Annotated in this window: 24 protein-coding genes; 11 read left to right on the forward strand and 13 right to left on the reverse strand. The window is 41.1% G+C overall.

All coding sequences use genetic code 11. The features are described from left to right. Positions 1-32: 32 nt before the first annotated feature. The 5 genes from pflA to F7734_RS25130 form a co-directional block, all read right to left on the reverse strand. A complete protein-coding gene (pflA, locus tag F7734_RS25110; RefSeq protein WP_155747349.1) occupies positions 33-800 on the reverse strand; it encodes a pyruvate formate-lyase-activating protein in 768 nt (255 codons plus the stop codon). 112 nt (positions 801-912) lie between these two features. Continuing rightward, positions 913-1965 carry a nitroreductase gene (locus F7734_RS25115; protein WP_155747351.1) on the reverse strand — a complete coding sequence of 351 codons (1053 nt, stop codon included), beginning with the start codon at positions 1963-1965 and terminating at the stop codon, positions 913-915. A 246-nt stretch (positions 1966-2211) separates the two neighbouring features. Next, positions 2212-4440, reverse strand: a complete 2229-nt coding sequence (pflB, locus tag F7734_RS25120; RefSeq protein WP_155747353.1) for a formate C-acetyltransferase — start codon at positions 4438-4440, stop codon at positions 2212-2214. Positions 4441-4616: 176 nt separating this feature from the next. Continuing rightward, positions 4617-5051, reverse strand: coding sequence for a molybdopterin dinucleotide binding domain-containing protein (locus F7734_RS25125; protein WP_207714202.1), 435 nt, complete (start codon positions 5049-5051; stop codon positions 4617-4619). Between the two features lie 253 nt (positions 5052-5304). Next, a complete protein-coding gene (locus F7734_RS25130; RefSeq protein WP_155747355.1) occupies positions 5305-5808 on the reverse strand; it encodes a molybdopterin-dependent oxidoreductase in 504 nt (167 codons plus the stop codon). 468 nt (positions 5809-6276) lie between these two features. Here F7734_RS25130 and F7734_RS25135 point away from each other — a divergent pair, with 468 nt between their 5' ends. The 6 genes from F7734_RS25135 (at position 6277) to F7734_RS25160 (ending at position 9019) form a co-directional block, all read left to right on the forward strand. Further along, positions 6277-6522 (forward strand): hypothetical protein, encoded by a 246-nt coding sequence (locus F7734_RS25135; RefSeq protein WP_155747357.1) that lies wholly within the window; start codon positions 6277-6279, stop codon positions 6520-6522. A gap of 60 nt (positions 6523-6582) precedes the next feature. Beyond that, positions 6583-6825, forward strand: a complete 243-nt coding sequence (locus F7734_RS25140) for a hypothetical protein (RefSeq protein ID WP_155747358.1) — start codon at positions 6583-6585, stop codon at positions 6823-6825. A gap of 60 nt (positions 6826-6885) precedes the next feature. After that, positions 6886-7137, forward strand: coding sequence for a hypothetical protein (locus tag F7734_RS25145; RefSeq protein WP_155747359.1), 252 nt, complete (start codon positions 6886-6888; stop codon positions 7135-7137). Positions 7138-7188: 51 nt separating this feature from the next. Continuing rightward, on the forward strand, positions 7189-7404 hold the full coding sequence (locus tag F7734_RS25150) for a hypothetical protein (protein WP_155747361.1): 216 nt from the start codon (positions 7189-7191) through the stop codon (positions 7402-7404). Between the two features lie 364 nt (positions 7405-7768). After that, positions 7769-8293 carry a hypothetical protein gene (locus F7734_RS25155; RefSeq protein WP_155747363.1) on the forward strand — a complete coding sequence of 175 codons (525 nt, stop codon included), beginning with the start codon at positions 7769-7771 and terminating at the stop codon, positions 8291-8293. A gap of 66 nt (positions 8294-8359) precedes the next feature. Then, positions 8360-9019 (forward strand): DUF1232 domain-containing protein, encoded by a 660-nt coding sequence (locus F7734_RS25160; RefSeq protein ID WP_155747365.1) that lies wholly within the window; start codon positions 8360-8362, stop codon positions 9017-9019. Positions 9020-9041: 22 nt separating this feature from the next. Here the strand turns inward: F7734_RS25160 and F7734_RS25165 are convergent, their stop codons facing one another. After that, positions 9042-10253: a pentapeptide repeat-containing protein gene (locus F7734_RS25165; RefSeq protein WP_155747367.1), complete on the reverse strand. Its 1212-nt coding sequence runs from the start codon at positions 10251-10253 to the stop codon at positions 9042-9044. Positions 10254-10738: 485 nt separating this feature from the next. On the opposite strand from F7734_RS25165, the gene F7734_RS25170 reads away from it, so the two are divergent. Beyond that, entirely contained in the window at positions 10739-12766 is a 2028-nt protein-coding gene (locus F7734_RS25170; protein WP_155747369.1) for an FAD-dependent oxidoreductase, read from the forward strand. A gap of 109 nt (positions 12767-12875) precedes the next feature. On the opposite strand, the gene F7734_RS25175 is transcribed toward F7734_RS25170, so the two are convergent. From F7734_RS25175 to F7734_RS25185, 3 genes are all read right to left on the reverse strand, one after another. Then, positions 12876-13628: a slipin family protein gene (locus F7734_RS25175; protein ID WP_155747371.1), complete on the reverse strand. Its 753-nt coding sequence runs from the start codon at positions 13626-13628 to the stop codon at positions 12876-12878. Between the two features lie 44 nt (positions 13629-13672). Then, complete coding sequence (locus F7734_RS25180) at positions 13673-14407, reverse strand: serine/threonine protein kinase (RefSeq protein WP_207714203.1); 735 nt, start codon at positions 14405-14407, stop codon at positions 13673-13675. A gap of 269 nt (positions 14408-14676) precedes the next feature. Then, on the reverse strand, positions 14677-15012 hold the full coding sequence (locus F7734_RS25185) for a hypothetical protein (RefSeq protein WP_243147071.1): 336 nt from the start codon (positions 15010-15012) through the stop codon (positions 14677-14679). A 610-nt stretch (positions 15013-15622) separates the two neighbouring features. Between F7734_RS25185 and F7734_RS25195 the strand changes: the two genes are divergently transcribed. Further along, positions 15623-16438 carry a PEP-CTERM sorting domain-containing protein gene (locus F7734_RS25195; protein WP_243147072.1) on the forward strand — a complete coding sequence of 272 codons (816 nt, stop codon included), beginning with the start codon at positions 15623-15625 and terminating at the stop codon, positions 16436-16438. 114 nt (positions 16439-16552) lie between these two features. Here the strand turns inward: F7734_RS25195 and F7734_RS25200 are convergent, their stop codons facing one another. The 4 genes from F7734_RS25200 to F7734_RS66245 form a co-directional block, all read right to left on the reverse strand. After that, complete coding sequence (locus F7734_RS25200) at positions 16553-17926, reverse strand: glycoside hydrolase 100 family protein (protein ID WP_155747375.1); 1374 nt, start codon at positions 17924-17926, stop codon at positions 16553-16555. 320 nt (positions 17927-18246) lie between these two features. Next, positions 18247-19449, reverse strand: a complete 1203-nt coding sequence (locus F7734_RS25205) for a sorbosone dehydrogenase family protein (protein WP_166482135.1) — start codon at positions 19447-19449, stop codon at positions 18247-18249. A gap of 129 nt (positions 19450-19578) precedes the next feature. Continuing rightward, positions 19579-19701, reverse strand: coding sequence for a hypothetical protein (locus F7734_RS65485; RefSeq protein ID WP_279239758.1), 123 nt, complete (start codon positions 19699-19701; stop codon positions 19579-19581). 216 nt (positions 19702-19917) lie between these two features. Continuing rightward, positions 19918-20295, reverse strand: a complete 378-nt coding sequence (locus F7734_RS66245) for an SDR family NAD(P)-dependent oxidoreductase (protein ID WP_347566280.1) — start codon at positions 20293-20295, stop codon at positions 19918-19920. 645 nt (positions 20296-20940) lie between these two features. On the opposite strand from F7734_RS66245, the gene F7734_RS25215 reads away from it, so the two are divergent. From F7734_RS25215 to F7734_RS25225, 3 genes are all read left to right on the forward strand, one after another. After that, the gene (locus F7734_RS25215; RefSeq protein WP_155747377.1) at positions 20941-21660 is read left to right on the forward strand and encodes a hypothetical protein; all 720 of its coding nucleotides are present in this window, start codon (positions 20941-20943) and stop codon (positions 21658-21660) included. A gap of 134 nt (positions 21661-21794) precedes the next feature. Then, positions 21795-22046 (forward strand): hypothetical protein, encoded by a 252-nt coding sequence (locus F7734_RS63835; protein ID WP_155747379.1) that lies wholly within the window; start codon positions 21795-21797, stop codon positions 22044-22046. A gap of 14 nt (positions 22047-22060) precedes the next feature. Further along, complete coding sequence (locus F7734_RS25225; RefSeq protein ID WP_155747403.1) at positions 22061-23092, forward strand: hypothetical protein; 1032 nt, start codon at positions 22061-22063, stop codon at positions 23090-23092. Positions 23093-23187 lie beyond the last annotated feature (95 nt).

Genomic DNA, 23187 nt, shown 5'->3' on the forward strand with positions numbered 1-23187 from the left:
AGATTTATTTTATAAATGACCTCTTAAAGCAATCACACAACTGCAATCCCACGGCTTTTGAAAATATCTACAGCTTTCTTTAGCTGTTCGGGTGTGGGCGGTAGTTTATCTTTAAGCTTGTATTCATAACCGAGTTGCTCCCATTTATATTCGCCCATTTTGTGAAAAGGTAAAACTTCCAGTTTTTCAACATTTTTGAGTGTCGCAACAAAATCAGCTACGCCCTCTACATTTTGTGTTTCATCTGTTAGCCCCGGCACTAAAACATACCGAATCCAGGCTGGTTTGTTAATATCACTTAAGTATTTTGCCAGAGCGAGTGTTGGTTCAATAGGAACGCTCGTGACTTTTCTATAGGTTGCTTTGTCAAAAGATTTGATATCTAACAGCACCAAATCAACAAATTCTAAGACAGGTTTTGCTATCTCTAGTTCACAAAACCCAGATGTATCTAAAGCAGTATGAATTCCTAACTCTTTACAGCGTTTCAAAAGTTCTTGAACAAAATCTGGTTGAAAAAGCGGTTCTCCTCCACAAATAGTGACCCCTCCTCCAGAAGCTTTCATGTATGAAGTGTACTTTTGAATTTCTGCAATCAATTCATCAACACTTGTTTGTTTCCCATTTTCTATGTGGCGACAATCGGGATTTGCACAATAAAGGCAACGAAGGGGACATCCTGTAGTAAATACCACAAAACGTATACCCGGACCATCTACGGTTCCACAAGTTTCTACGGAATGGATGTAACCCAAGGTACTATTGGAGTTGGTTGTTGTTTGGGGAGACTGGCTCAGCATACCTCTGCCTATAAATGTGCTTATTTTGACGAGATCTTGCTTTGACCTCTCATTTCAATTTATAGGTTAGAAGTTTGAAGAACTTGTGAGGGGTTAATTTGAGTGGTTTACACTACTCATGGCGAAGCACTTCACTGACTATCCTTCGGGGTGTTGGTTTGACTTCAGTACCATAACCAAAACGCAGCAATATTTGGGGATAACCCGATGTGTTGAGAAGATTTTTGAGTTGTGGACGCAGTTCGGGAACTTGTATGGGTTGGTTTAAGAAGGATGCAGAAACACCAACTACTTGTCCGAGCAGTAAAAGTCTTTGTAACGCCTGTCCCGCATCAAGCCAGCTTGCTGTGGTTTCTTCTTCTGTACCCAACACCGCAAATACTGGCGAACCATCAGCTAATTCATGCTCTTTTGCTGCTTGTCCCCTGCCAGTATCAAAGGTACGGTTACTGTGGGCTACTATAGGGGTAGTAAAATCTAGCAGTTCTCCAATGCTTTGAGCATAGGCAGGCATACCATCATGAGTGGCATAACGGCTTGAATGTAACCATGCTGCTAACTCACGACGAAAATGTGGATTTGCTAGTTGAATGCGATCGCCTTCTGTAATGAGATCGGCTACCGCATTACGAAGCTCTTGCTCTTGAATCAGATGAAGCCATGCACCTTCTTCAAGTGTTGACTTCTGCATAATAGAGAGCAGGGTTTCCGGGATTGGTTTATTTTGAAAAGCCAATCGGTTTGTGTGCCGTTGCTTAATGGTGGCAAACAACAAAAACTCTTCTTCTGTTTGCTCTCTACGACTTCCCAACCAGATATGAGCTAATAAATCTGGATCTTCTGGATTGGGAAAAGTTTTGACGACATCAACATAACCAAAGTGTCTGATAGCTAACCTTAAATTATACAGTGCTGCACCGCAACTCATAATCAATTCCCGATCTTGGGGGTCAATCACGGGCAAAGCACGAGTCCTGTCAGCATATAGCTCAATGGTTTCGTGGGCAATCTTAAACAACCAAGGTTGAGCGTTGTATTGTGATGGAGCCAGAACGGCGTAGTTCAGTAGAAAATCCAGCTGTTCGGAAGGACTACCGCGTTTGGGAAAGTCAATTTCTGAAACGTTCCAAGGACTTAAAGGTTCAGACGATATTATCTCTGACATGATTTTTTGTTTAATAATTTCTTTATAAATTTTAAATCTGTTTAACAAAATAATAAATATTGTTAGTCATATAATACACAATCTAAAAACTACGTATAGTTAAGATTTACTATTTGTATCATAAAGAGTCTAAAACCCACGGAAAAATCCGTGGGGCATAAGTAATAAGTTTGTTCGTAGTTGCGCTATGGCTGACGCCAAGCTACGCGAACAGCGCCCTAAAGCGCAACTACGAACCTATCAAGATTACATCCGTTCGTGGAATGTACGTTTAATTACATCAAGCTGCTGTTCTCGCGTTAGCTTGATAAAATTGACAGCATACCCGGACACGCGAATTGTTAATTGTGGATAAAGTTCGGGGTGCTCTATGGCATCTAACAGCATATCCCGATTCAGAACGTTAACATTGATGTGGTGACCGCCATCATGGAAGTAACCATCTAGCATCCCCACTAGGTTATGGATCTGGATATCTTCTGTTTTGCCCAATGCAGACGGCACAATCGAGAAGGTGTTAGAAATTCCATCTTGACTGTGTTGGTAAGGTAATTTGGCAACGGATGCCAGAGATGCGATCGCACCCTTGGTATCGCGTCCGTGCATGGGGTTGGCTCCAGGAGCAAAAGGTTCTCCGGCTTTTCTTCCGTCTGGGGTATTGCCTGTTTTCTTGCCATAAACCACGTTAGAGGTAATAGTCAGCACAGACTGGGTGGGAACAGCATTCCGGTAGGTCTTGTTCTTGCGGACTTCATTCATGAACTTGGTAACCAAGTGAGCCGCAATAGTATCTACACGGTCATCATTATTCCCATATTTGGGGAAATCTCCCTCTATCTGATAATCTACTGCCAAACCGGCTTCATTTCTTAATATTTTTACTTTAGCGTATTTTATAGCAGAAAGTGAATCAGCTGCCACAGATAATCCTGCAATGCCACACGCCATGGTACGAAGGACATCCCGGTCATGGAGTGCCATTTCCAAGCGCTCGTAAGAATATTTATCGTGCATATAATGGATGACATTCAACGTGTTGACATAAGCCTTAGCTAACCAACTCATCATCCGTTCAAACTTGCTGAGAGTTTCTTCGTAATCTAAATACTCAGAGGTAACAGGCGCATAAGCAGGACCAATTTGTTCACCTGATTTTTCATCCTTACCACCGTTAATTGCATACAGCAAACACTTGGCGAGATTCACCCGTGCGCCAAAGAACTGCATTTGCTTGCCAATTCGCATTGCCGAAACACAGCAGGCGATCGCATAATCATCGCCCCAGTAAGGACGCATCAGATCGTCATTTTCATACTGAATGGAACTGGTATCTTTAGAAACTTTAGTACAGAAGGATTTAAACTCAAGAGGCAAACTTTCCGACCAAAGAACAGTTAAATTAGGTTCAGGTGCAGGTCCCAAATTATAGAGAGTATTCAGGATGCGGAAACTATTTTTGGTAACCAAAGATCTGCCATCTTCACCCACACCACCAACGCATTCTGTTACCCAAGTGGGATCTCCAGAAAAAAGTTCGTTATATTCTGGTGTCCGTAAAAAACGAACCATCCGTAACTTCATGACAAAATGGTCAATGAATTCTTGCAATTGGGCTTCTGTGAAAACGCCCTTCTTCAGATCGCGCTCAAAGTAAATATCCAAGAAGGTAGACACCCGTCCCAAGGACATAGCAGCACCATTCTGTTCTTTGACTGCACCCAAGTAAGCCAGGTAAAGCCACTGCACGGCTTCCTTAGCATTACTAGCAGGACGGCTAATATCAAAGCCGTAATTCACAGCCATTTCTTTCAGTTCAAATAAAGCACGAATTTGTTCGGAAATCTCTTCCCGCAGTTGGATAACAGGCTCATCAATCGCGTCAACTTCTAGAGATTCGAGTTGTTGCTTCTTATCCTCAATCAAGCAATCAACCCCGTAGAGAGCGACACGACGATAATCACCGATAATTCTGCCACGACCATAAGCATCGGGTAAACCAGTAATAATTCCAGAGTGCCGCGCCAATCTCATTTCGCGAGTATAGGCACTAAAAACTCCATCATTATGAGTTTTGCGATACTTAGTAAAAATTTCCTCAGTTTTTGGATCGAGTTTGTAACCGTAAGCTTCCAGAGAAGTTTTCACCAATCGAATCCCACCATAGGGCATGATAGCTCTCTTGAGAGGTTTCTCGGTTTGCAAACCAACAATTTGTTCTAAATTTCGGTCAATATAGCCCGGACTGTGGGAAGTTATGGTAGAAACCACTTCAGTATCTGCATCCAGAATTCCTTTATCACGTTCTTCCTTCATTAACTGTGCGACTTGGTTCCAAAGCTTCTGAGTTTGTTCGGTTGCCTGCGTCAGAAAGGAACCATTACCATCATAAGGAGTGTAGTTTTTTTGGATGAAGTCACGTACATTAATTTCCTTCATCCACGTGCCTGCTGCAAAACCTTGCCACTGCTCAAACATATCTTATTCATCGCCTCCCGACGGATAGGGGAGATAGGAAAGATGAAGGAATGGAGGGAGAAAACATCATAATTCCTCATTCCTCACCCCTCACTCCTCACTCCACTCTCCTTTTCAAGTTCAGTTATAAAGAGATATTTTGAGGAAGTTGTGAAGACCACTAATATCAGGTTCGGTTAAACACTCATAATATATGTCTGATTTTTCCTTACTCGACAAGCAAAGCATTTATAAGCTTGTTGTCCGGAAAGAGTGTCGTAAAATTGGTCGTCAAGCAACACATTGGCAGGTTCGTAGTAGGGAGTTCCCAGTTCTTCTGCCATTTTTTGCATGGGGCCAAAGGAATTGGGTACAAAAATAGTGTCCTCTCGAATTCCTTTCCAAAGAAGTGCTGTGCCTGTAATTGAACCTCTGGGGCTTTCGACAACAATCTTATCCCCGTTCTTAATTCCAGCTCGGGCAGCAACTTTAGGATGAATCTGAATCTGGCGAATACCGTTCATCTGTTTGCCCGTGTAAGTCCATTGGGTTACACCTGCAAAATGCACTACACTGGCTCTACCAATTGTACCCATTAAGGGATAGTCTTTATGAACTTCGCTTTGAGACATCCCTCGTTTTACCTTTTTAGTCAAGGCTTGAGGATTAACTGGATTCTGGGCAAATTCATTTATATACTCAATCGTGGGATTGTGGCTCTTGCGTACTTAGCGTGCTATTTTTAGGAGAAAATTAGCGGAAAACTCTTACCTGAATTGTATTACAGCCATTATTCCCTTCATAACAGTATTCTTTTCTAAAATTGAAACTATAAGTGTCTGTAAGCCTTGCAAATAAAGCATAATTATAAATTTTCCGGAAAATTTAGCACGCTATGTCCGAAAGAACCGCAATTGTTGATAATGCCTCTTCCCAAGAAATGGGTTCAAACCGAGAGTCTGATGCACCCTTCTGTCCTGAAACTCGTTTCATTGGAGTTTTTAAGCGGAAGCGGTTGTAAACCAGTTGAGTCATCATCGGTCCTTTAACACACAAACCCCCTGCTTGCACTGGATCGTTTGGTTCACCAAGGACATCAATAATTCGTCCGTCCTTGATATGCACTTTTAGACGGCAAAGTGAATTACAAAACTGACAAGCACTGTCCACAATAGCATCTGGTTGCAAGGCACCGGATTGTTGCGTGAAGTCATACTCCGTGGTTGGGGTGTTGGTTGCGGGGTAAGAGCCATCATTGGTTGCTGCGGCTTTCTCAGACGCCAGCAAGTGACTGCTACTGACGGTAGTTACACCTATAGCTGCTCCTTGTAAAAATCCCCGACGAGAAAATCCTTTCCGCACCCCTTTATGTTTCTCCAATCTGGACATGAACGATGAATGCCTTTCTACAGGGTTGGCGATCGGATACTATCTCGATAACTGCAACAACTAGATAATGCCCTAACAATAATTATCAATTTTAGATTGTAAAGAAGCGTAAAGAAAAAACACGCCTGCGATTGAAATCGCCGCTATACCAACAAAGTCCACCTACGTGGACTTAATATGAAGTCCTTGCCTTGCGAACTTAGATTGTATAGCCCTAGAATTCTATTCTGAGGGCAATATGAGCTCATTGGGATGCTTCCGTAGTTGCGCTGTCTTCACCCATTTTTCAAAACCTGCATAAGTAAATTTTGCTGGAACTTATTAAAAGGTGTAAGGAAAGAACATCAAAGTTACTTGCTTATAAAAGCGTAATTTGGTTGGAATTTTCCTCAAAATTACTTGAAAGTAAGCTAACCAATCATTACTCATCTTTCAATTTTAACAATTCGTTCAATAAGGATAAAAACAATGTCTGCTTACAACGTTGACTCTTATCACAACGGCTGCGAATTTACCGTGCCTATCAAATTAAATATTCCCATCCACATCGAACCAAAAGTGGCAATCAAAACACCTAATGCTGTGCGTGAGAAAGTTGCTGTTTATCTCGAACCAGATATTAACCTCAACCCAGAAGTCAAAGCACTGCCTTCCGTGTGTCATCCCCAAAATGGCTATGACAAATACCAGTTGCCTGCTGAACAAACTGCATAGGCAACATAACTCTTATCTTTCATTCACACCATTCTCTAACTAATTAAAGGAGTCAAATCAATGTCTGAATACAAAGCTGATTCTTACAAAGCTTGCGAATTTACTGTACCTATCAAGTTGAATATTCCCATCTACATCGAACCAAAAGTGGCAATCAAAACACCTAATGCTGTGCGTGAGAAAGTTGCTGTTTATCTCGAACCAGATATTAACCTCAACCCAGAAGTCAAAGCACTGCCTTCCGTGTGTCATCCCCAAAATGGCTATGACAAATACCAGTTGCCTGCTGAACAAACTGCATAGGCAACATAACTCTTATCTTTCATTCACACCATTCTCTAACTAATTAAAGGAGTCAAATCAATGTCTGAATACAAAGCTGATTCTTACAAAGCTTGCGAATTTACTGTACCTATCAAGTTGAATATTCCCATCTACATCGAACCAACAGTAGCCATCAAAACACCTAATGCTGTGCGTGAGAAACTTGCTGTTTATCTCGAACCAGATATTAACCTCAACCCAGAAGTCAAAGCACTGCCTTCCGTGTGTCATCCCCAGCATGGCTATGACAAATACCAGTTGCCTGCTGAACAAACTGCACAAGCAACATAACTCTTATCTTTCATTCACACCATTCTCTAACTAATCAAAGGAGTCAAACTAATGTCTGAATACAAAGCTGATTCTTACAAAGCTTGCGAATTTACTGTACCTATCAAGTTGAATATTCCCATCTACATCGAACCAACAGTAGCCATCAAAACACCTAATGCTGTACGTGAGAAAGTTGCTGTTTATCTCGAACCAGATATCAAACTTAATCCAGAAGTCAAGGCATTACCTCCCATTTGTTATCAAAGTGACTACGACAAACACTAATTTTCTGGATTAAGGCTGTACATTGTTGGCTATGGTGCATCTATAGCAATTCTATTTGATTTGTGAAATTTGTGTAAGGGAAGCATCCAAAAAGCGTAGGTTTCCCCGCGACTAGAGGAGTGGCGTTGGGGATTGCCCATCACATAAAGTTTTTGTGTGACATAGCCCTACCTACAGTAGTTAAAATTTTTCATAAATGATTTAGGATTGCTATATACCAATTAATAACCTTTTTCAATCTGTCATCTGATTTTAGAAAAAGGATATAAACTGTGCGATCGCAATCGAAAGGAGGTAGGCTCTTCAACTACCTTCTTTCTTATCCAAATTTTAAAAATCATAACTTTCTAGTTGAGGAACACCGATGTCTACATCACCTGCTGCAATCAGCCCTTTAAATAAAAGCAAAATTAATATCTCTATGATGTTAAATTTGCCTATTGATATTGAGTTAGAAGTTGTGGGAATTTCTCCGAATCAAGACCAGCAAATAGAAGACAAAGAAAATGTCAGTTTGGACAAAAAATCTGAGTGCCAGGTGAGAGTGAGTGGGATGAATTTATCAAAAATAGAAGACTCTCAAGCATTACTCAATCAAATTGTAAGTCAGCTTCAACAAGAAAACAAAATTTTTTCTACAAGATCCCAAGCCAACTTTGAGGAAAATAACATAATAGAGGAAAAAGAAAGTTTGCCACAGGAGCATGAGCTTACAAATACCTCGTCATATTTTAAAGACTTTGCCATTATCCCAACTCAGGCACCACTACCTCAGAAAAAGTTTAAGTTACGTTTCAGCGAAACACTGAATGATAGTCTGACCTTTGCTCTTAACTCTGTAGGAGCAATTCTATTTCTGGGAAAACTTGCTAACTATAGCTGGGAGTAGAGCAAAAATTTTCTGTATTGTGTTAACATAGCGAGTGGTAATTTTTCTATTGCATTTTCCTTAAGTATGACAGGTAATATTCCTCCCCAAGAAATACAAAAACAAACGGCAAGCAATTTCTACATAATAGAAAGCCAACCTGAATTTCCTGCAAACTTATTGAAATTTAAAGAATATAATGTCATAAAAGCGATCGCTATTTTTATCCTGTTGTTTACTTTCCTGTACACTCTTCTTGGTTTCATTGGATTTGTACAAAGGCACTATGATTTAGGACCAATTCAATTACGCGAATGGTACTCTCCCATACGAGCCTTTTTTGGTGCTTTCTCCTCAATTTTTAGTAACCTACTTAACATCATTTCTTTAATATTTATACTGGTTCCTTTAATTTTAGCTTGGTTACTTGCTTGGGTTGTTTTCGATCCCAGGGAGGTCAGTAATGTTGTTTTAGGAATGACCAATATCATTTTTGGAGTGATGGGAATTATAAATCCAGTAGATCTAATTCCTGATTTTGTCCCAGTTATTGGTACGGCAGATGATGTGTTTAGTGGTGGTTTAATGGCTTTAGGAGCGCTACTCCTGACTTTAGGTGCAAAACGTAAAGGGGATATAAATACTATTATAAAACTGATGAAAGAAGGCAAAATCGACGAAACAGAAGGATTGAATAAACTGCTGGAAGACAAGGGTATTTTAGTGAAAAAGTTTACAGACAAGTAAGTTAAATCTTATCATTTTATTGTTAATTACCTATTGGTTCATTAGATAACTCTTGATGTGTCACTTGTCGCCTCACACTATGCTGAACTTGACGTGATACCTGTTGTACAGTATCTGAAATTCTCTTCAAAAATCCATCTTCTATTTGTGCGTTATTGAAATCAGTTTTATAAATAGAACCATCAGGCATAATGGCTCCTTCTAGTTTTGCATTGTCTAATTTTGCACTTTCTAGAATAGATCCAGTCAGATTAGCTCCTATCAAGTTTGCTTGTCTCAAATCTGCATAGCTTAAGTCAGTCTTTACAAGACTAGCATAGCTCAAAGTAGCGTTTCTCAAATCTGCTTGTTGTAATTGACTATTACTCAAATTAGCTCTATCTAGATCGGAGCGATTCAACTGAGTGAATTTTAAATTTGCATTAGTCAAATTAGCATTTACCAGAGTAGATTTCCGCAAATCTACACCTGCTAGATTAGCTTCTGTTAAATTAGCTCCTTTAAGATTAGCATTTCGTAAATCTGTTTTTTCTTTCTCATTTTCACTATTAAGATTAGCATGACTCAAATCAGCTTTTACCAAATTGGTATATTGCATATTAGCTCCTCTTAAGTATGCTCCTTTAAAACTCGCTCCATTCAAATTTGCATTTTTTAGATTAGCTCGATAGAGGTCAGCATTACCTAAATTAGCACGAGATAAATCGGCATTATTTAAGTTAGCCCGATCGAGGTCAGCTTCTTGAAGATTGGCATCAGATAAAGTAGCATTAATAAGATTTCCTTCATTGAGGTTAGCCCTACTTAAATTTGCTCTGTTTAATTGAGCTTCTTTAAGATTGATACGAACAGCAGTAATTTGTGAAAGATTTGCATCAATCAGGTTAGCGTTACTTAAATTAACTTCATTAAGGGAAAGACCACTAAAATCCGTCATGATCCCATTGGCTTTTTGAAGATTCGCCTTATTTAAGTCAATTTTTTTGTAACTTAACTTTTTTAAGTTAGAAAGATCGCATTGAACGCATTGCTTGGTATCGACAAGCTTAGTCAAATCTTCTTCTTTATAGGCAAAAACAGGAGATTGCCATCCAAAACAACTTATAAAAATGAAAACTAGCAAAATAAGAATTTTGAGGATAAGGAAGTTCATACCTTTATACTGGTTTGTATTCTTCTTGACTAAAAATAGCGAATCAATTCCAGGATAAACCACTAATTTGTGAATTGTCATCACAAATTGACTCGTTGTCAGTTCTATACCGCTTCTCACCCGTCGTCACTTCAGTCCGCACAAGAAGGACTTTGTTTGTATAGTCGCGATTTCAATCGCTACAACAGAAACCAAGAACATTTTTGGCGTTATAGCGTCTTCGACTACTGATATAGTACCTAACATTGGCAATACTGTCTCAACGACTGGTTCGATTTTTCCTCGCTCGTTTCCAACCTCTGGCTGGGAATGCAGACGGGTGGACTGCTGCCTCGCTTAGCAGATCGACACAGGAGGCGGAGCCTCCATGAAGGCATTCCCAGGCGGAGCCTGGGAACGAGGTGAGGGGTTAGGCTCACCATTCGCCAACAGTATCTGTAAAAGTTGCTGGGGATTTTTTTGCACTCCCAAGCAGGTTTTGTTTGTCTAGTTGTGTACAAATTGCCAAGCTGCTTAAAAAAATGCTTTCAAAGCTGCTAATGGAGTTGAACGGAATTTTACTGAACATGAAGCGCCAACACGCATCGCTTATTTCTCTGACTCTCATCTCATCTTTTATCGCACCATACTCGGCTATTGGCGCACCCCCAAGAAATCCGGATAAAACGGTCAATTGTGACATCCTAGTTGTGGGTGGTGGGCTTTCTGGTGCTGCTACCGCCTATGAAGGGTTACTTGCAGGTAGAACAGTTTGCATCACCGAACTTACCGATTGGCTGGGGGGACAAATTTCTTCTCAAGGAACTTCTGCTTTGGACGAACGCCCAACCCAGCGAGCAAAACAATTTTACTCCCGTGGTTACTTGGAATTACGCCAGCGTATTGAGCGTCAGTATAAAGGAGATCTCAATCCGGGTGATTGCTGGGTAAGCGATTCCTGCTATTTACCTCGCGATGGTCATGAAATCTTGAGCGCTATGCTTAAGGATGCTGAAAGGAAGGGGCGAGGGAAACTGGAGTGGTTCCCCAACACGGTTGTTAAAGATTTGGAATATAGCAGTGATGGTAAACTGATTAACGCTGCGATCGCTATCCAACATCAGCCAGCCAAAGGAGCGCCACCCCTAAACACATTCCCGCTCTCTCAAACTATTGAAGACGCCTACACCTACGAAAACTCCTCTCGGTTTGCGAAAAACATCATTCGCCTTGTCCCCAAACCAACCAAAGCCAAAGGAAATACAAATGCACCAAACTGGTATGTCGTAGACGCTTCGGAAACGGGGGAAATTATTGCCCTCGCTGATGTTCCTTACCGATTGGGTATTGATGCTCGTTCTTACTTAGAACCTTCTTCTTCCAGTGCCACCAATGACCCCTACTGTACCCAAGGCTTCACCTACACCTTTGCAATGGAGGCTACCGAGCAACCGCAAAATCAGACAATGCCCCCATTCTATCCACAGTATGCACCATACTACAGTTATGAACTCAAAAGACTGGCAAGTTTTCCATTAGTATTTACATACCGTCGAATTTGGAGTCCAAGAGACGGGGAACCGATGGAATTTGGAGGAGTCAAATTTTCTGCACCCGCCCCAGAAGACATTTCCATGCAAAACTGGACTTGGGGTAACGATTATCGTCCGGGAACTTCTGCAGACAACCTGATTTACACCCGCCCGCAGTTACAAGCCTCCGGACAGTTAAAACCGGGCAGTTGGATGGGTGGACTGCGAACAGACGCTTTACGTAAAGGTGAAGAAATTTCCCAAGGATATTACTATTGGCTAGTTGCTGGAAAAACGGATTCCCAATTAGGTGATGGAGTCAAGCAGCTGCATCCCAATAACCGCTATCTCTCTGGATTAGATTCCCCAATGGGAACAGCACACGGCTTATCAAAACATCCTTATATGAGAGAAGGAAGGCGCATCATTGGACGCCCTAGTTGGGGACAACCCCAAGGCTTTATGATTTGGGAAATAGATATTTCCCGCCGCAACTACGACGATGAGTTCTACCGCAAGACACTACCAGCAGACGAATATCGCCGCTTAAAAGCCGCACTTGCAGGATTGGAAGCAACAGCCGTCCTTTCCGGACAGCAAAAACCCGATAGCGTAGCCCGACGGACTCGTTCTACCATTTTCCCAGATGCTGTAGGTATCGGTCATTACGCCATCGACTTCCATCCCTGTATGACAAAAAGCCCTCCAGAAGCACCAGGTAACACGGAACGAGAGGGGGAAAGACGCGGTGCGGGACAAGCTTATCCCTTCCAAATTGCTTTAAGAGCAATGATTCCTCAAAAAATTGACAATTTGATAGTTGGTGGTAAAAGCATTGCCACCAGTCATATTGCTGCCGCCGCCTACAGGGTACACTCCTTTGAATGGTCTGCTGGTGCTGCAGCCGGAACAACAGCCGCTTTTGCCCTAAAAAATGGTGTTGCACCATACCAACTGGTTGACGAATTACCCAAACCAGAACCGCAACTCCAAATCTTAAAACAGTTGTTGGAGAAAAACGGTAATCCCACTGCTTTCCCCGATACCTCAATTTTCAACCAAAATTGGGAAGACTGGAAATAGAATTATGAAGTATGAATTATGAAGTATGAATTATGAAGGATGAATTATGAAGGATGAATTATGAAGGATGAATGCTCAAACTTTCAATTCATAATTCATAATTTATAATTCATAATTTTTCTGATAATTTTTGCGCTAAGACAATTAAATCAGAAGGCATCATTACCAGAGTTGTTGTGTTATTTTCGGCTCCTATTTCTGTAAGCATTTGCAACCGTCGCAATTCTAAAGCTGCTGGATTTTTCGCAATCAGTTGAGAAGCTTCTGCTAATTTAATCGAAGCTTCCTGTTCTGCTGATGCTTTAATTAAACGGGCGCGTTTTTCTCGAATGGCTTCTGCTTCTTTTGCCATTGCTCTTTGCATTGCGGAGGGAATTTCTACATCTTTGGTTTCTACTCTTTCAATGACAATTCCCCAAGGTTCTGTGATTTCATCTACAATTTCTTGTACTTTAGTATTAATTTTATCCCTATTTTGCAACACATCATCTAAAATGTTTTGCCCTACAACATTACGTAAAGTCGTTAGGGCAGTTTGATAAACAGCCATTTGATAGTTCTCAACTTGATTGATGGCTTTAGCGGGATTGAGAATTCGGTAGTAGAGAACAGCATTAACTTTAATTGTGACACTGTCAGCAGTCACAGTTTCTTGAGGTTCAATGTCTACTGTTTTGGTGCGGATATCTATTTGAGTCTTTTGATCTATTATGGGAATAATCCAATACAATCCGGGACCTCTAACACCGCTAATTCTACCCAAGCGGAAGATAACTCCACGCTGATATTCCTTGTCTAACTTACATCCTGATAGTGTTAGAAATATTAAGAAAGTAAAGAAGGCACCTGTTAACGCTTCCATATGTATGGTCAAGTGAATAGTGTTGAATTGAAGAAAAACTGAAACTACTTCCGTCTTCTGCGAATTGGTAATTTGAATGAAGCCAAGCGCCGGAGAAATCGGTAACTCTTGCGAACAATATCTAGAAGAAAGTAGGGAATTCGTAACCGAAGCGGGCAAAGAATAGGACGGTACAGCCAGTAGTAAGCTTTCTTCAAGTCATTCCACTTGGAACAGGTTTCTTCATGGAGGAAGTCTGAAATGTCTACGACTAGCCCCCTACCTTCATGCATCATCACATTGCGCCCGTGGACATCATGAGGGTAAAGCCCTCGCTTGCGGGCATAGTCTAGAGCTCGGTCAATATCCCGTATAACCTGTACTGGAATCTGTAAGCCAAGGTGCATACAGTCATAGAGGGTGACTCCATACAGCCGTCTTAGGATTAACAAGCCGTTTTTGGCATAATAACATTCGGAAAAAGCAGGATGGGAACCCAAACGTTGGTAAACCTCTACCTCCTCCTCAAAGCCCGGTCGTCCGGGTGCATAAATTTTTACGACTTGATTTGGGTAGTCAGGGTGATAGACGACAGCAGCGTAATTTCCTGCTCCCAGGAGTTGCCAAGGTTGGGGGATATACTTGACTTTCACTGGATCGTGAGGATCGACACTCTCAATTTGCAAGTTGGGGAGTAATTCCTGGTGGATACTCTCAATTAGGCGTTCTATTTGCGCCCTATCTGCACTGGATTTATAAAGGGGATCGGGATACCCTTGTGATAGAGATTCATCAATCATTGGGATTCCTCGGTAGAGGGATACTTCACAGGAACATTGAATTGTTCGTAACAAGCACTTTAACGTTTCCACAAGGGAAGAAAAATTTTACTATAAATTTTTTAAAGTTGCTCGAGCTAACTAGCAGTCAGTACAAGATTCTACAATCTTAGGACTCATTAACGTTAGCACTTACAGCTCCTACCATTAAGATTCCCAATTTAATGAATAAACTTAACAAAGGGATTGGCGATTGGCGAAGAGGAAACTAGTTCCCCAGCCTCTAATCCCTAGCCCCCAATCCTTTTGCCTGTATAAACTTGCTCAATCCAAGCAATCACATCAGCCTCAGAACCCGAGCAAAAATGCTTATCTGTGATGGAGTCATATGCTTTCCAATAGGTGTTCCCGTGACGATCGCGTTTTTCCCAAACTTTTAATTCGTTTGCACTCGCAAGTTCTTGAATCAATCTTTGCCAAGTTCTCTGCAACCATGACAACAATAGCGAGTGGGGATTTTCCGATGAATGACTGTCTTGTAAGTTTTTTGTAAAACTTGTGTTTGGGGTATCTGATTTCAAACTGAGACCTTTCATGACTGTGTTCTCCAAAGCTGCAACGGGCATAAAATTCTCACAATACCATTGAAGCAGCGTAAGTCTTAAATACTAAAGCGCTTCGGCTTAAGAAGTTAGAAATCAATACTTGTCGGTTAAGCCTAAAAATACGAAAACACGTAGGTTGGGGAGCCAGCCCTGAACCGTGTGCGTGGCGCGAATGCGCCATAGGAGGGTTTTCCTCCGCACCTTTACTGGCGTTTGAGGAACGAAACCCAACATTTATTAGGATTTGTTTGGTCTCGCTGTCGCTCGACCCCTACTACAATTTCCGAGAGCCCTTGCAGTATTGAGTCAGAAATTAATTACTTTTCCGCAAAACCTCAGTATAAGCACTAAAAAAATAAAAGTCATAATTAAAACTTTTTTATAAGTCAGTATAAATCGGTAAATAAAAAAAAGATATAGGATATCGTTATGGCAAGGATTATGTCTTCTTTATATTTTTGCTTATCCAGAAACTTTATATAAAAATGTGATAAAAACTTTACACGTATCTGAAAAGCTTGTGACAAAATATGTAAGATAAGTTACATGATGATGCAGTTGACAAAAATAGTTTTTTGACTGCTGTTTCACTACCCAAAGTTATTTCCTTTAAAAACAAACAATTTGAGCGATGAAGAAAAAAACTGGTTCTACATTATTAAGTTCTGTTTTATTCGCCACTGGAGTTACAGTTGCACTCATGGCTGCACCAGCACAAGCAGGAAACAACGGCAACGGCAACGGCAACGGTAATGGTAACGGCAACAGCGCTGGCACGACTACAGCCAACGGCAACGGCAACGGCAACGGCAACAGCACTGGCACGACTACAGCCAACGGCAACGGCAACGGCAACAGCACTGGCACGACTACAACCAACAGCAATACTCAAGACAACAATACAGTTAGTGCAATTTGTAGCGTTAATAATGTTTCACTTGGCGGTATTTTTGCGACAGCTTGTAAGGGTCCTTTTAGTGGCAATGACACTGGCGAAAAAGGTACTTTGCTCAGCGATCTGAATAATGGTCTTTTCGCAAGCAATGTCGGTTCCGATGTTACTTCTTGGTCGTTGTTAGGTAAATCAGATGAGTCAAATAATTACTTAACAGCAGCTAATGATTTCAGTTCTGGTGCATGGAGCCTGAAAAAAGCACTTCCCAGTGATACTTTTGTACTTAGCTTAAAAACCAGTACAGCATATAGTACCTATTTGTTCACTGGTATAAATTACACAAATTTACAAGGATTCTTTAACACTATTGGTGTTGAATTAGCAGGAAATGGCAACCAAGGCAAAGCTTTGTCTCATGCTTCGCTGTTTGTAGCGAATAAGAAACATAATGAAAAACCACCTGTTAAGAAAGTTCCAGAACCCGGTAGTTTACTCGGTCTTGGCTTGACAGGAGCTGGAATGGTTGTTGCTCGTCGTCGCAAGTCCAATTAGCTCTCACACCCAGAAGTCACGACTGCACAAACAAAAATAATGTAGAGACGCGCTATGGTACGTCTTGAGAGGGTGCAAAATCTCACCAAAAATTCTTAACCAAACTGTATTGTGCTATTCGTGACTCTCAAAGCTGAGTAAATCTAAGTGCTGAGAATTTTCTACGAACGCTTTCGCGACTAAAAAGCCTGCAACAGTCCAAGTTTGATATTTCCTGGCTTCTTTACCAATTAATCTACCATTTTTACCATCATAATACTCAGGCCAGGAATCTTCAACTAAACGTTTCTCAGCCAGTTTCATTGCTTTACGGGCTAGTTCCAAGCGATTTGTTTTTTGAGATGCTGCTGCTAGCAACCAGAGTAAAACAGGCCAATTCCCACCATTGTGATAAGACCAAGGGGTGTTTTTTGGATCGCATCCCGTGACAATTCGCCACTCCATACCCTCAAGTGCAGGAAAGCAAATTTTCATGGGCATATTTCCTACCAAATCGTTCCAGCGAAATTCAATCAAATTCATAATGCTTTGAGATTCTTGAACGCTGGCAAGAGAGGTGATAATTGCCATTAAATTCCCCACAGTAAAAAAACGAAAATCCATACGTCCGGGACCTAAGTTACCTGCAAGATAACCACCAGTGTCAGGCAGCCATTCCGTCAGCCAATGAGGAATTGAATCAGCATATATATTGAATTTATTCGCAACTTCTTTGCCAAATTCATCACCTTTGTATCGATAAATTTCATTTAAGCGCTTGAGATCGATCCAATAGTATTCTCGAAGATGATAGGTCAGGCTTGCCAAGCGTTTGTGAACGCTATTGTAAAGGTTGCAAGTGCTATCATCATTTCTTAACAGCAAATCACCTGCTGCACGTAATGCTGTATAAAATAAGACTTGAATTTCTAAAGGATGCTCGTAAACCCCCATACGACGGTCAATCATAAAAGAGCCATCGGGAACTAACATTGTTGGATACATGGCAAACCGATGGACAAGGCACATTTGTAGAATTAATTTGATTCCTTTTTGAAAGTGTTTTTGGTGAAAAAGTGAAATATCACCTGTTGCTTTGACATATGCCCGAAGTAAAATAAGCCACCACAAGCAAGAATCAACGGGCGGTACTTTTGCGATCGCGTGTTCTCCAAAATCAGCCGTCAAATACTCGCGCCCATTCTCTGATTCTACTTTAAAACTAGCTGGCATAAGTCCCGGTCCTGGTTTAAAGGAGTCTATTTGTGGCTCCTGACTCTGCAAACTCAGAGTTTCTATCAAAAAGTTACGTACAATTTCCGGCTTACCTTTAATTAAAAAAGCGAGTGCTGATAAGACAAAATCCCGAATAAAACATTGGTCGTAATTCAGTGCATCTGAACCAGGTTCGATAGCAGCTACTGTTCCAATCGGACGACATTGATAATAAATAATGGATCTTTCAAGTAATTTCCATGCTTCTGCTTCTATATCGTGTTTTGCTATCATGAATTACGTGCCCCCAACATAGTTCTGTGATAGTATGTCTACCTAAAATTGTTGTATTAGAACTCTTTTACGTGGAGATTCACCAAACGCAAAAGAGTAAAAATTTACGCATCATTTTAAATAGACGCACTAGTAGAATGTGTTAATGCCACTTAACACACCACACCCAATATAAATATTGCCTAATAAAATATATGGTGCGTTACACTTAGCCCTAACGCACCCTACATACAGTGATAATTTTCCTAACCTAAAGGGAGTAATTTGTTGTATTAGCTCGCTTTAGATCCCCGACTTCTTAAAGAAGTCGGGGATCTGTGCTAGCTATCTTTACCTGTATATGACACTCTGTAAATCACTCCATTTGTGTCATCTGTAAATAATAGTGAACCATCAGGCGCGATCGCTAGACCCACCGGTCTGCCAAACTGAGTTAAGGCAACTTCGTTCAAAAACCCGGTGATAAAATCCTCAAATTCCACTGGCTTGCCATCTGCATAACGCACCCGTACAACTTTATAACCAGAGGGAGGGTTACGATTCCAAGAACCGCGCATGGTGACAAAAGCATCGTTACGGTATTCTTCTGGAAACTGAGATGCCTTGTAGAATAACATTGCTAAGGGCGCACTGTGAGCTGTATAGGTAAGTACGGGCGGTTGTGTATTGGCGCAGTATTCTTCCTTGCTTGTGCCAGGAGGATTTGTGCTCAAGTATACATCAGGGCGACGATCTGCAAAACAAAAAGGCCAACCGTAGTTTGCACCCTCTTCTAAAAGATTTAATTCTTCGGGTGGTTGTTCATTACCGCGCCAATCAGAACCATGATCCATAGCCCACAGTTCCCCTGTTTCCGGATGCCAATCAAAGCCAATGGTATTTCGCAACCCCTCGGCATAAATCGTTCGCATACTACCATCAGGTTGCGATCGCAGGATAGTCGCGCTTTCAGGATTAGTCTCATCACAGGCGTTACAAGTGCTACCTACAGTAATGTAGAGCATTCCGTCAGGACCAAACGCTAGAGTGCGGTTGGGGTGTTGCCCTGCATCAGGTAAATCGTTAATCAACTCTTGTACTTCGCCTATTGTCCCTCCTGAGTTCAAATCTGCGGCATAGAGTTCTTTATCCGTGACAAAGTAAAGACGATTTTGGTAAATTGTGATGCCGTTGATGTATTGGTAGCCTGATGCAACCGTTAGTATTTCGTCAGCGTACCCATCATTATTGGAATCCCGTAGCGCTAATATATCACCTTGTTGGCGGCGAGTCACGTAGATGGTACCATCAGGAGCAACTGCTAGCATGCGGGGATTACCCAAATCTTTGGCAAATACGTTAATGCGAAATCCTGGTGGCAACTTGAGTTGTTGCAAAAGCGATTCGTCAAATTTCAGTTGTTCGGGCGTGACTAAATAGCCCTCAACTTGCTCGATCCTTTTTTCCTGCGTTTGTTGTGCGTTGCCAGGAAGAGTTATGCTCAGCACTAAAACACAACCAATGAGTAAGCTTTTAGCTTTCACGGCATTTTCCTTAATATTGAATTGGTAAGAAAAAACTCACGCTTTGGAAGGCAAAGGGATAAAGCACAAAGTATGAAACTGCTTTATCCATGGATTGAAATTAATACTCGGACAGTAGTTTAAAACTAATTAAGCGATCGCCACATCTTTCCAACGAAGTAGCGATATATACTTTATTATTGTTTTAATGCTTTTGATTTCTTGCCATAAATAATTCTCTAGATAGATATAAAACCACTGGTCACTGGTCACTGTATCTCTCTCATGCCAAAAACTCGCCGTATAACCGATTTCATCAAGCCAGGAAATACATGAAAAGCCGTTGTCCAAAATTTTGCTGTACCAAGCAATACATCACACTACTGATACTTCACAGCATACCAAATTGCCTTCGCCACATCTTCAGGCTTCTCTAGTAGGGGGCTGTGGAATGCTTTGTTTATCAATTGATAGTTCCCTTCTCTCGTTCTAAAAAATAGGGTAGGAGTGGCTGAATAGTATAAATGTACCCCAAAGATTTGTATCCATAATTTGCTGCCAATCACTCAAAGAACTCTCTTCCACAGGTGCCATAAAAAAAATTGAAGCATTATTAATCAGTACATATATGTGACCAAAATAAGCAAGAGATTTCTCAACTAAGTTTTTGACTTGCCCTGAGTCTCTAACATCAGTAGAGACTGCAAGAGCGTCTCGACCTAAGGCACCTATCTCACTTGTTGTAGCTTCTAAACGTTCTGTCTGACGTGCCGCTAGCACAATATTATACCCATTACGAGCAAATAAAATTGCTGTTGCTTTACCGATACCTTGAGTTGCCCCTGTAATCATTACTGTTTTAGCCATAAAATTTTGAAAAAATTTGCTACCCTTTTCTGTATTTGGCTCTAATTTGCACTCTAAATCTTAAGAGCATTAGTCACACCTATCTTGGGTCTGTTTTTTTATTGAATCAACATATCTCGTAGCAATAGGGGAAGTAAAGTTCCGGAGCCCAAGGTCTAAACTTGTTAAAAAGGATTAACAGGATAAAATCTTTTTGTCTGTAAGTGGCAGCTTAGGGTGCATAAGCACAGTTGACAGAGGGTGCTGTTTAACACCAGAAGCTAGTAAAGCAACATGAGAATTTGTCGTTTTTACAGAGGCTGAACTTGGAATGAGCAAACTGGGAATTTGTAATGCTTTAATTGAAATAATACATAAATATACCTTTTTGAGTTGTTAACGCCCGTGTTATCGCATAGTATTGATACCTACGCTCTATTCAAGCCTCCAGAAAACTTACAAAAAGCAATGTTGTACAAAGGTTCTATTTTCAAGAGTAGGCTCATGCTCTAGTACTCCTATAACTGAAGCTGTCTCTCCTCGATCGCTATGCTGAGGGCATTCGGGAAGAAAAAGTTTTAAGTATAGCTAGCTATAGTAAATTTGTCTAAGTCTTTTATTATTGCAGAATAGGTTTAATACACACACTAAGGAGGTGAAACTGAGATGGCACAGAAAACTGAAAACAAAGCAGGAGGTTGGTATCTTGTTAAAGACGTTACGGAATCACTGCTAGGTGTTATGTTTGAAATCGCCGCATATCTTGGTTGTCTCCCCTTTGATGGTGAAAATCAAAGTTGCATTAAAACCTTAGTTGACATCATGACCTTGCAGTTACTGATAAATATTGATAATGTTGTTTATAAAGACTTGTCTATCTCCATTGAAATTGGTGACAAAAAGCATTTCAAGCGCACTCGCAGAGAGTTAAACCAGTTTTACAAGAGCGTGGTAGTCAAAGCTCTGAAAACTGTACTCAAGTGCTTTGACCAAGTGTCCGTTGCTTTTAACGTGGCTCACACCTCGCAAACTGATTCAGACCTGGATCTGCTTGTGGGAAAGCGTGACAGGAATCGATTCTACCAATTTTGGAGAGGTGTATTTGGCGTCATACGCAATGCTAGATGGAATGTTAGGCTTCGAGGAAGTGGTTCACACACCCTCCATACAAAACACTCTAAGATGTTTTGTAGTATAACCAAACATACCGTCAGGTATTTAGTAGACGTTGTTGTAGATCGGTTGCAGGTACTTATAAAAAGTACTAACCTCATCGAAGACAATGGGAAGAGGGAAGAAAGCCTTCTTCAAAGTTTAGACAAGCTTTCTACTGGGTACGCTTTCTGTGCCTGGGTTTTATTCAGACCCAGCCCTAACAAACAGTAGCAGTAGCTAGTCTGCTTTTTGCAGTGACTGGTCTGTTGCTTCAATTGCGATCGCTTGCCACTAAAAATGTCAAGAATGCAATTGCTCCTGCCTGAAGAACTATATTGATAGGACAAAACTCACAACTTACAACTATGGCCACCAGCAAAGTCATTAACGTTAGAGAATACACCGTTAGAGCACACAAACGCTTGATTCATACACGGGTTTTTAACTTTGTCTGTAAAGAGTGCGGTACGTCAACGAAGCGCGAGACCTTTGGACCTCGTCCTTTGTATTGCGAACAATGCCGCCCTCCTCAAGCACCCAAAAAATCGTTAATGAAGCCCTCTAATAAGGCGAAACCCAGACCAATGACTTATAAATCTGATACTGAATTAGGTTGAGATGAAACCATATGATGACAAAACCACACTTAGAACCACCTCCACAAGCCTTGATTGAACCACTGCTCGAATTAAGAGACTACTATGCAGCTCTTGTGGAAGAGTACGAACGTCTGAGTACGCAGGCGCGATCGCAACTGACTCACGTAGAAGCTATCTTGTCGAATTATTCACAACCAAACGTACTTGATAACCAAACAGCGATAGTTGAAACACTCTCGTTTCCTCCCACTCCTTCTCAAGAAGCCTCTCACTTACAACAAGTACCGGATAACGTCTCTAACTTTAAACAAGAAGAATTTATCCAGCTTGAGTTAAAAGACAATGGGCAGCAAGAGATTGCTTTCAACGAGGTTGCTCCACAAAATGCCAATGGTGCAATTGCAACAGTACCTACAGTCATATTCTCACCGCAACGCATATCGTTCGAGAATGACGATCGCACGCTTCCAGGCTCAGATGTTCCAATGCAACCTCAGTTTCATGGATTGCCTCGATTGGAAGCAATTGAAAGCATCCTGCGAGAAAATATGGGGACTGTTTGTCACATAGATTTCATCGTGCGAACCTTGTATGGGGATTTAGAGTCAAGTGTATTCAAAGTCGTCAAGAGTAGGGTGCAATCCTCGCTGACACACGGTAAAGAAAAGGGTTACTGGTCAGCCGTTCCAGAGGAACCCGGTTGTTACACTCTGGATATAAGTTTAGTAACCCCACAGAATGGGAAAGGCAAATCCAAAGCTGTTAAACCTAAAAAGAAGAAACCCTTTTTGCTTCCCAAAGCAAGACGAGTGCCAATGTTGGCGGAATTTGAAGGTAAGTTTCTTATTGATGCCATCTGCATACTATTGCAAAGAAATTCAGGGAGAATTTTCAGCGTAGGTGATGTCATTACAGGCTTGTATGGAGACTTAAATGCCGAACAACTCAGGGAGATAAAAACTGCTGTCCATAATGAACTTTCTAGAGGTCACCGAATTGGCAGATTCTCTAGAGTTCCTAACAAGCTTGGTTATTACACTTGGGATTTAAGCAAGATAAGGTAGGCATCTGGGGATTTGTCATTTGTCAAAAGTCATTTGTCATTAGCAATTAGCCATTAGCAATTAGCCATTAGCAATTAGCCATTAGCAATTAGCCA

The sequence above is a fragment of the Scytonema sp. UIC 10036 genome (genome assembly GCF_009725235.1).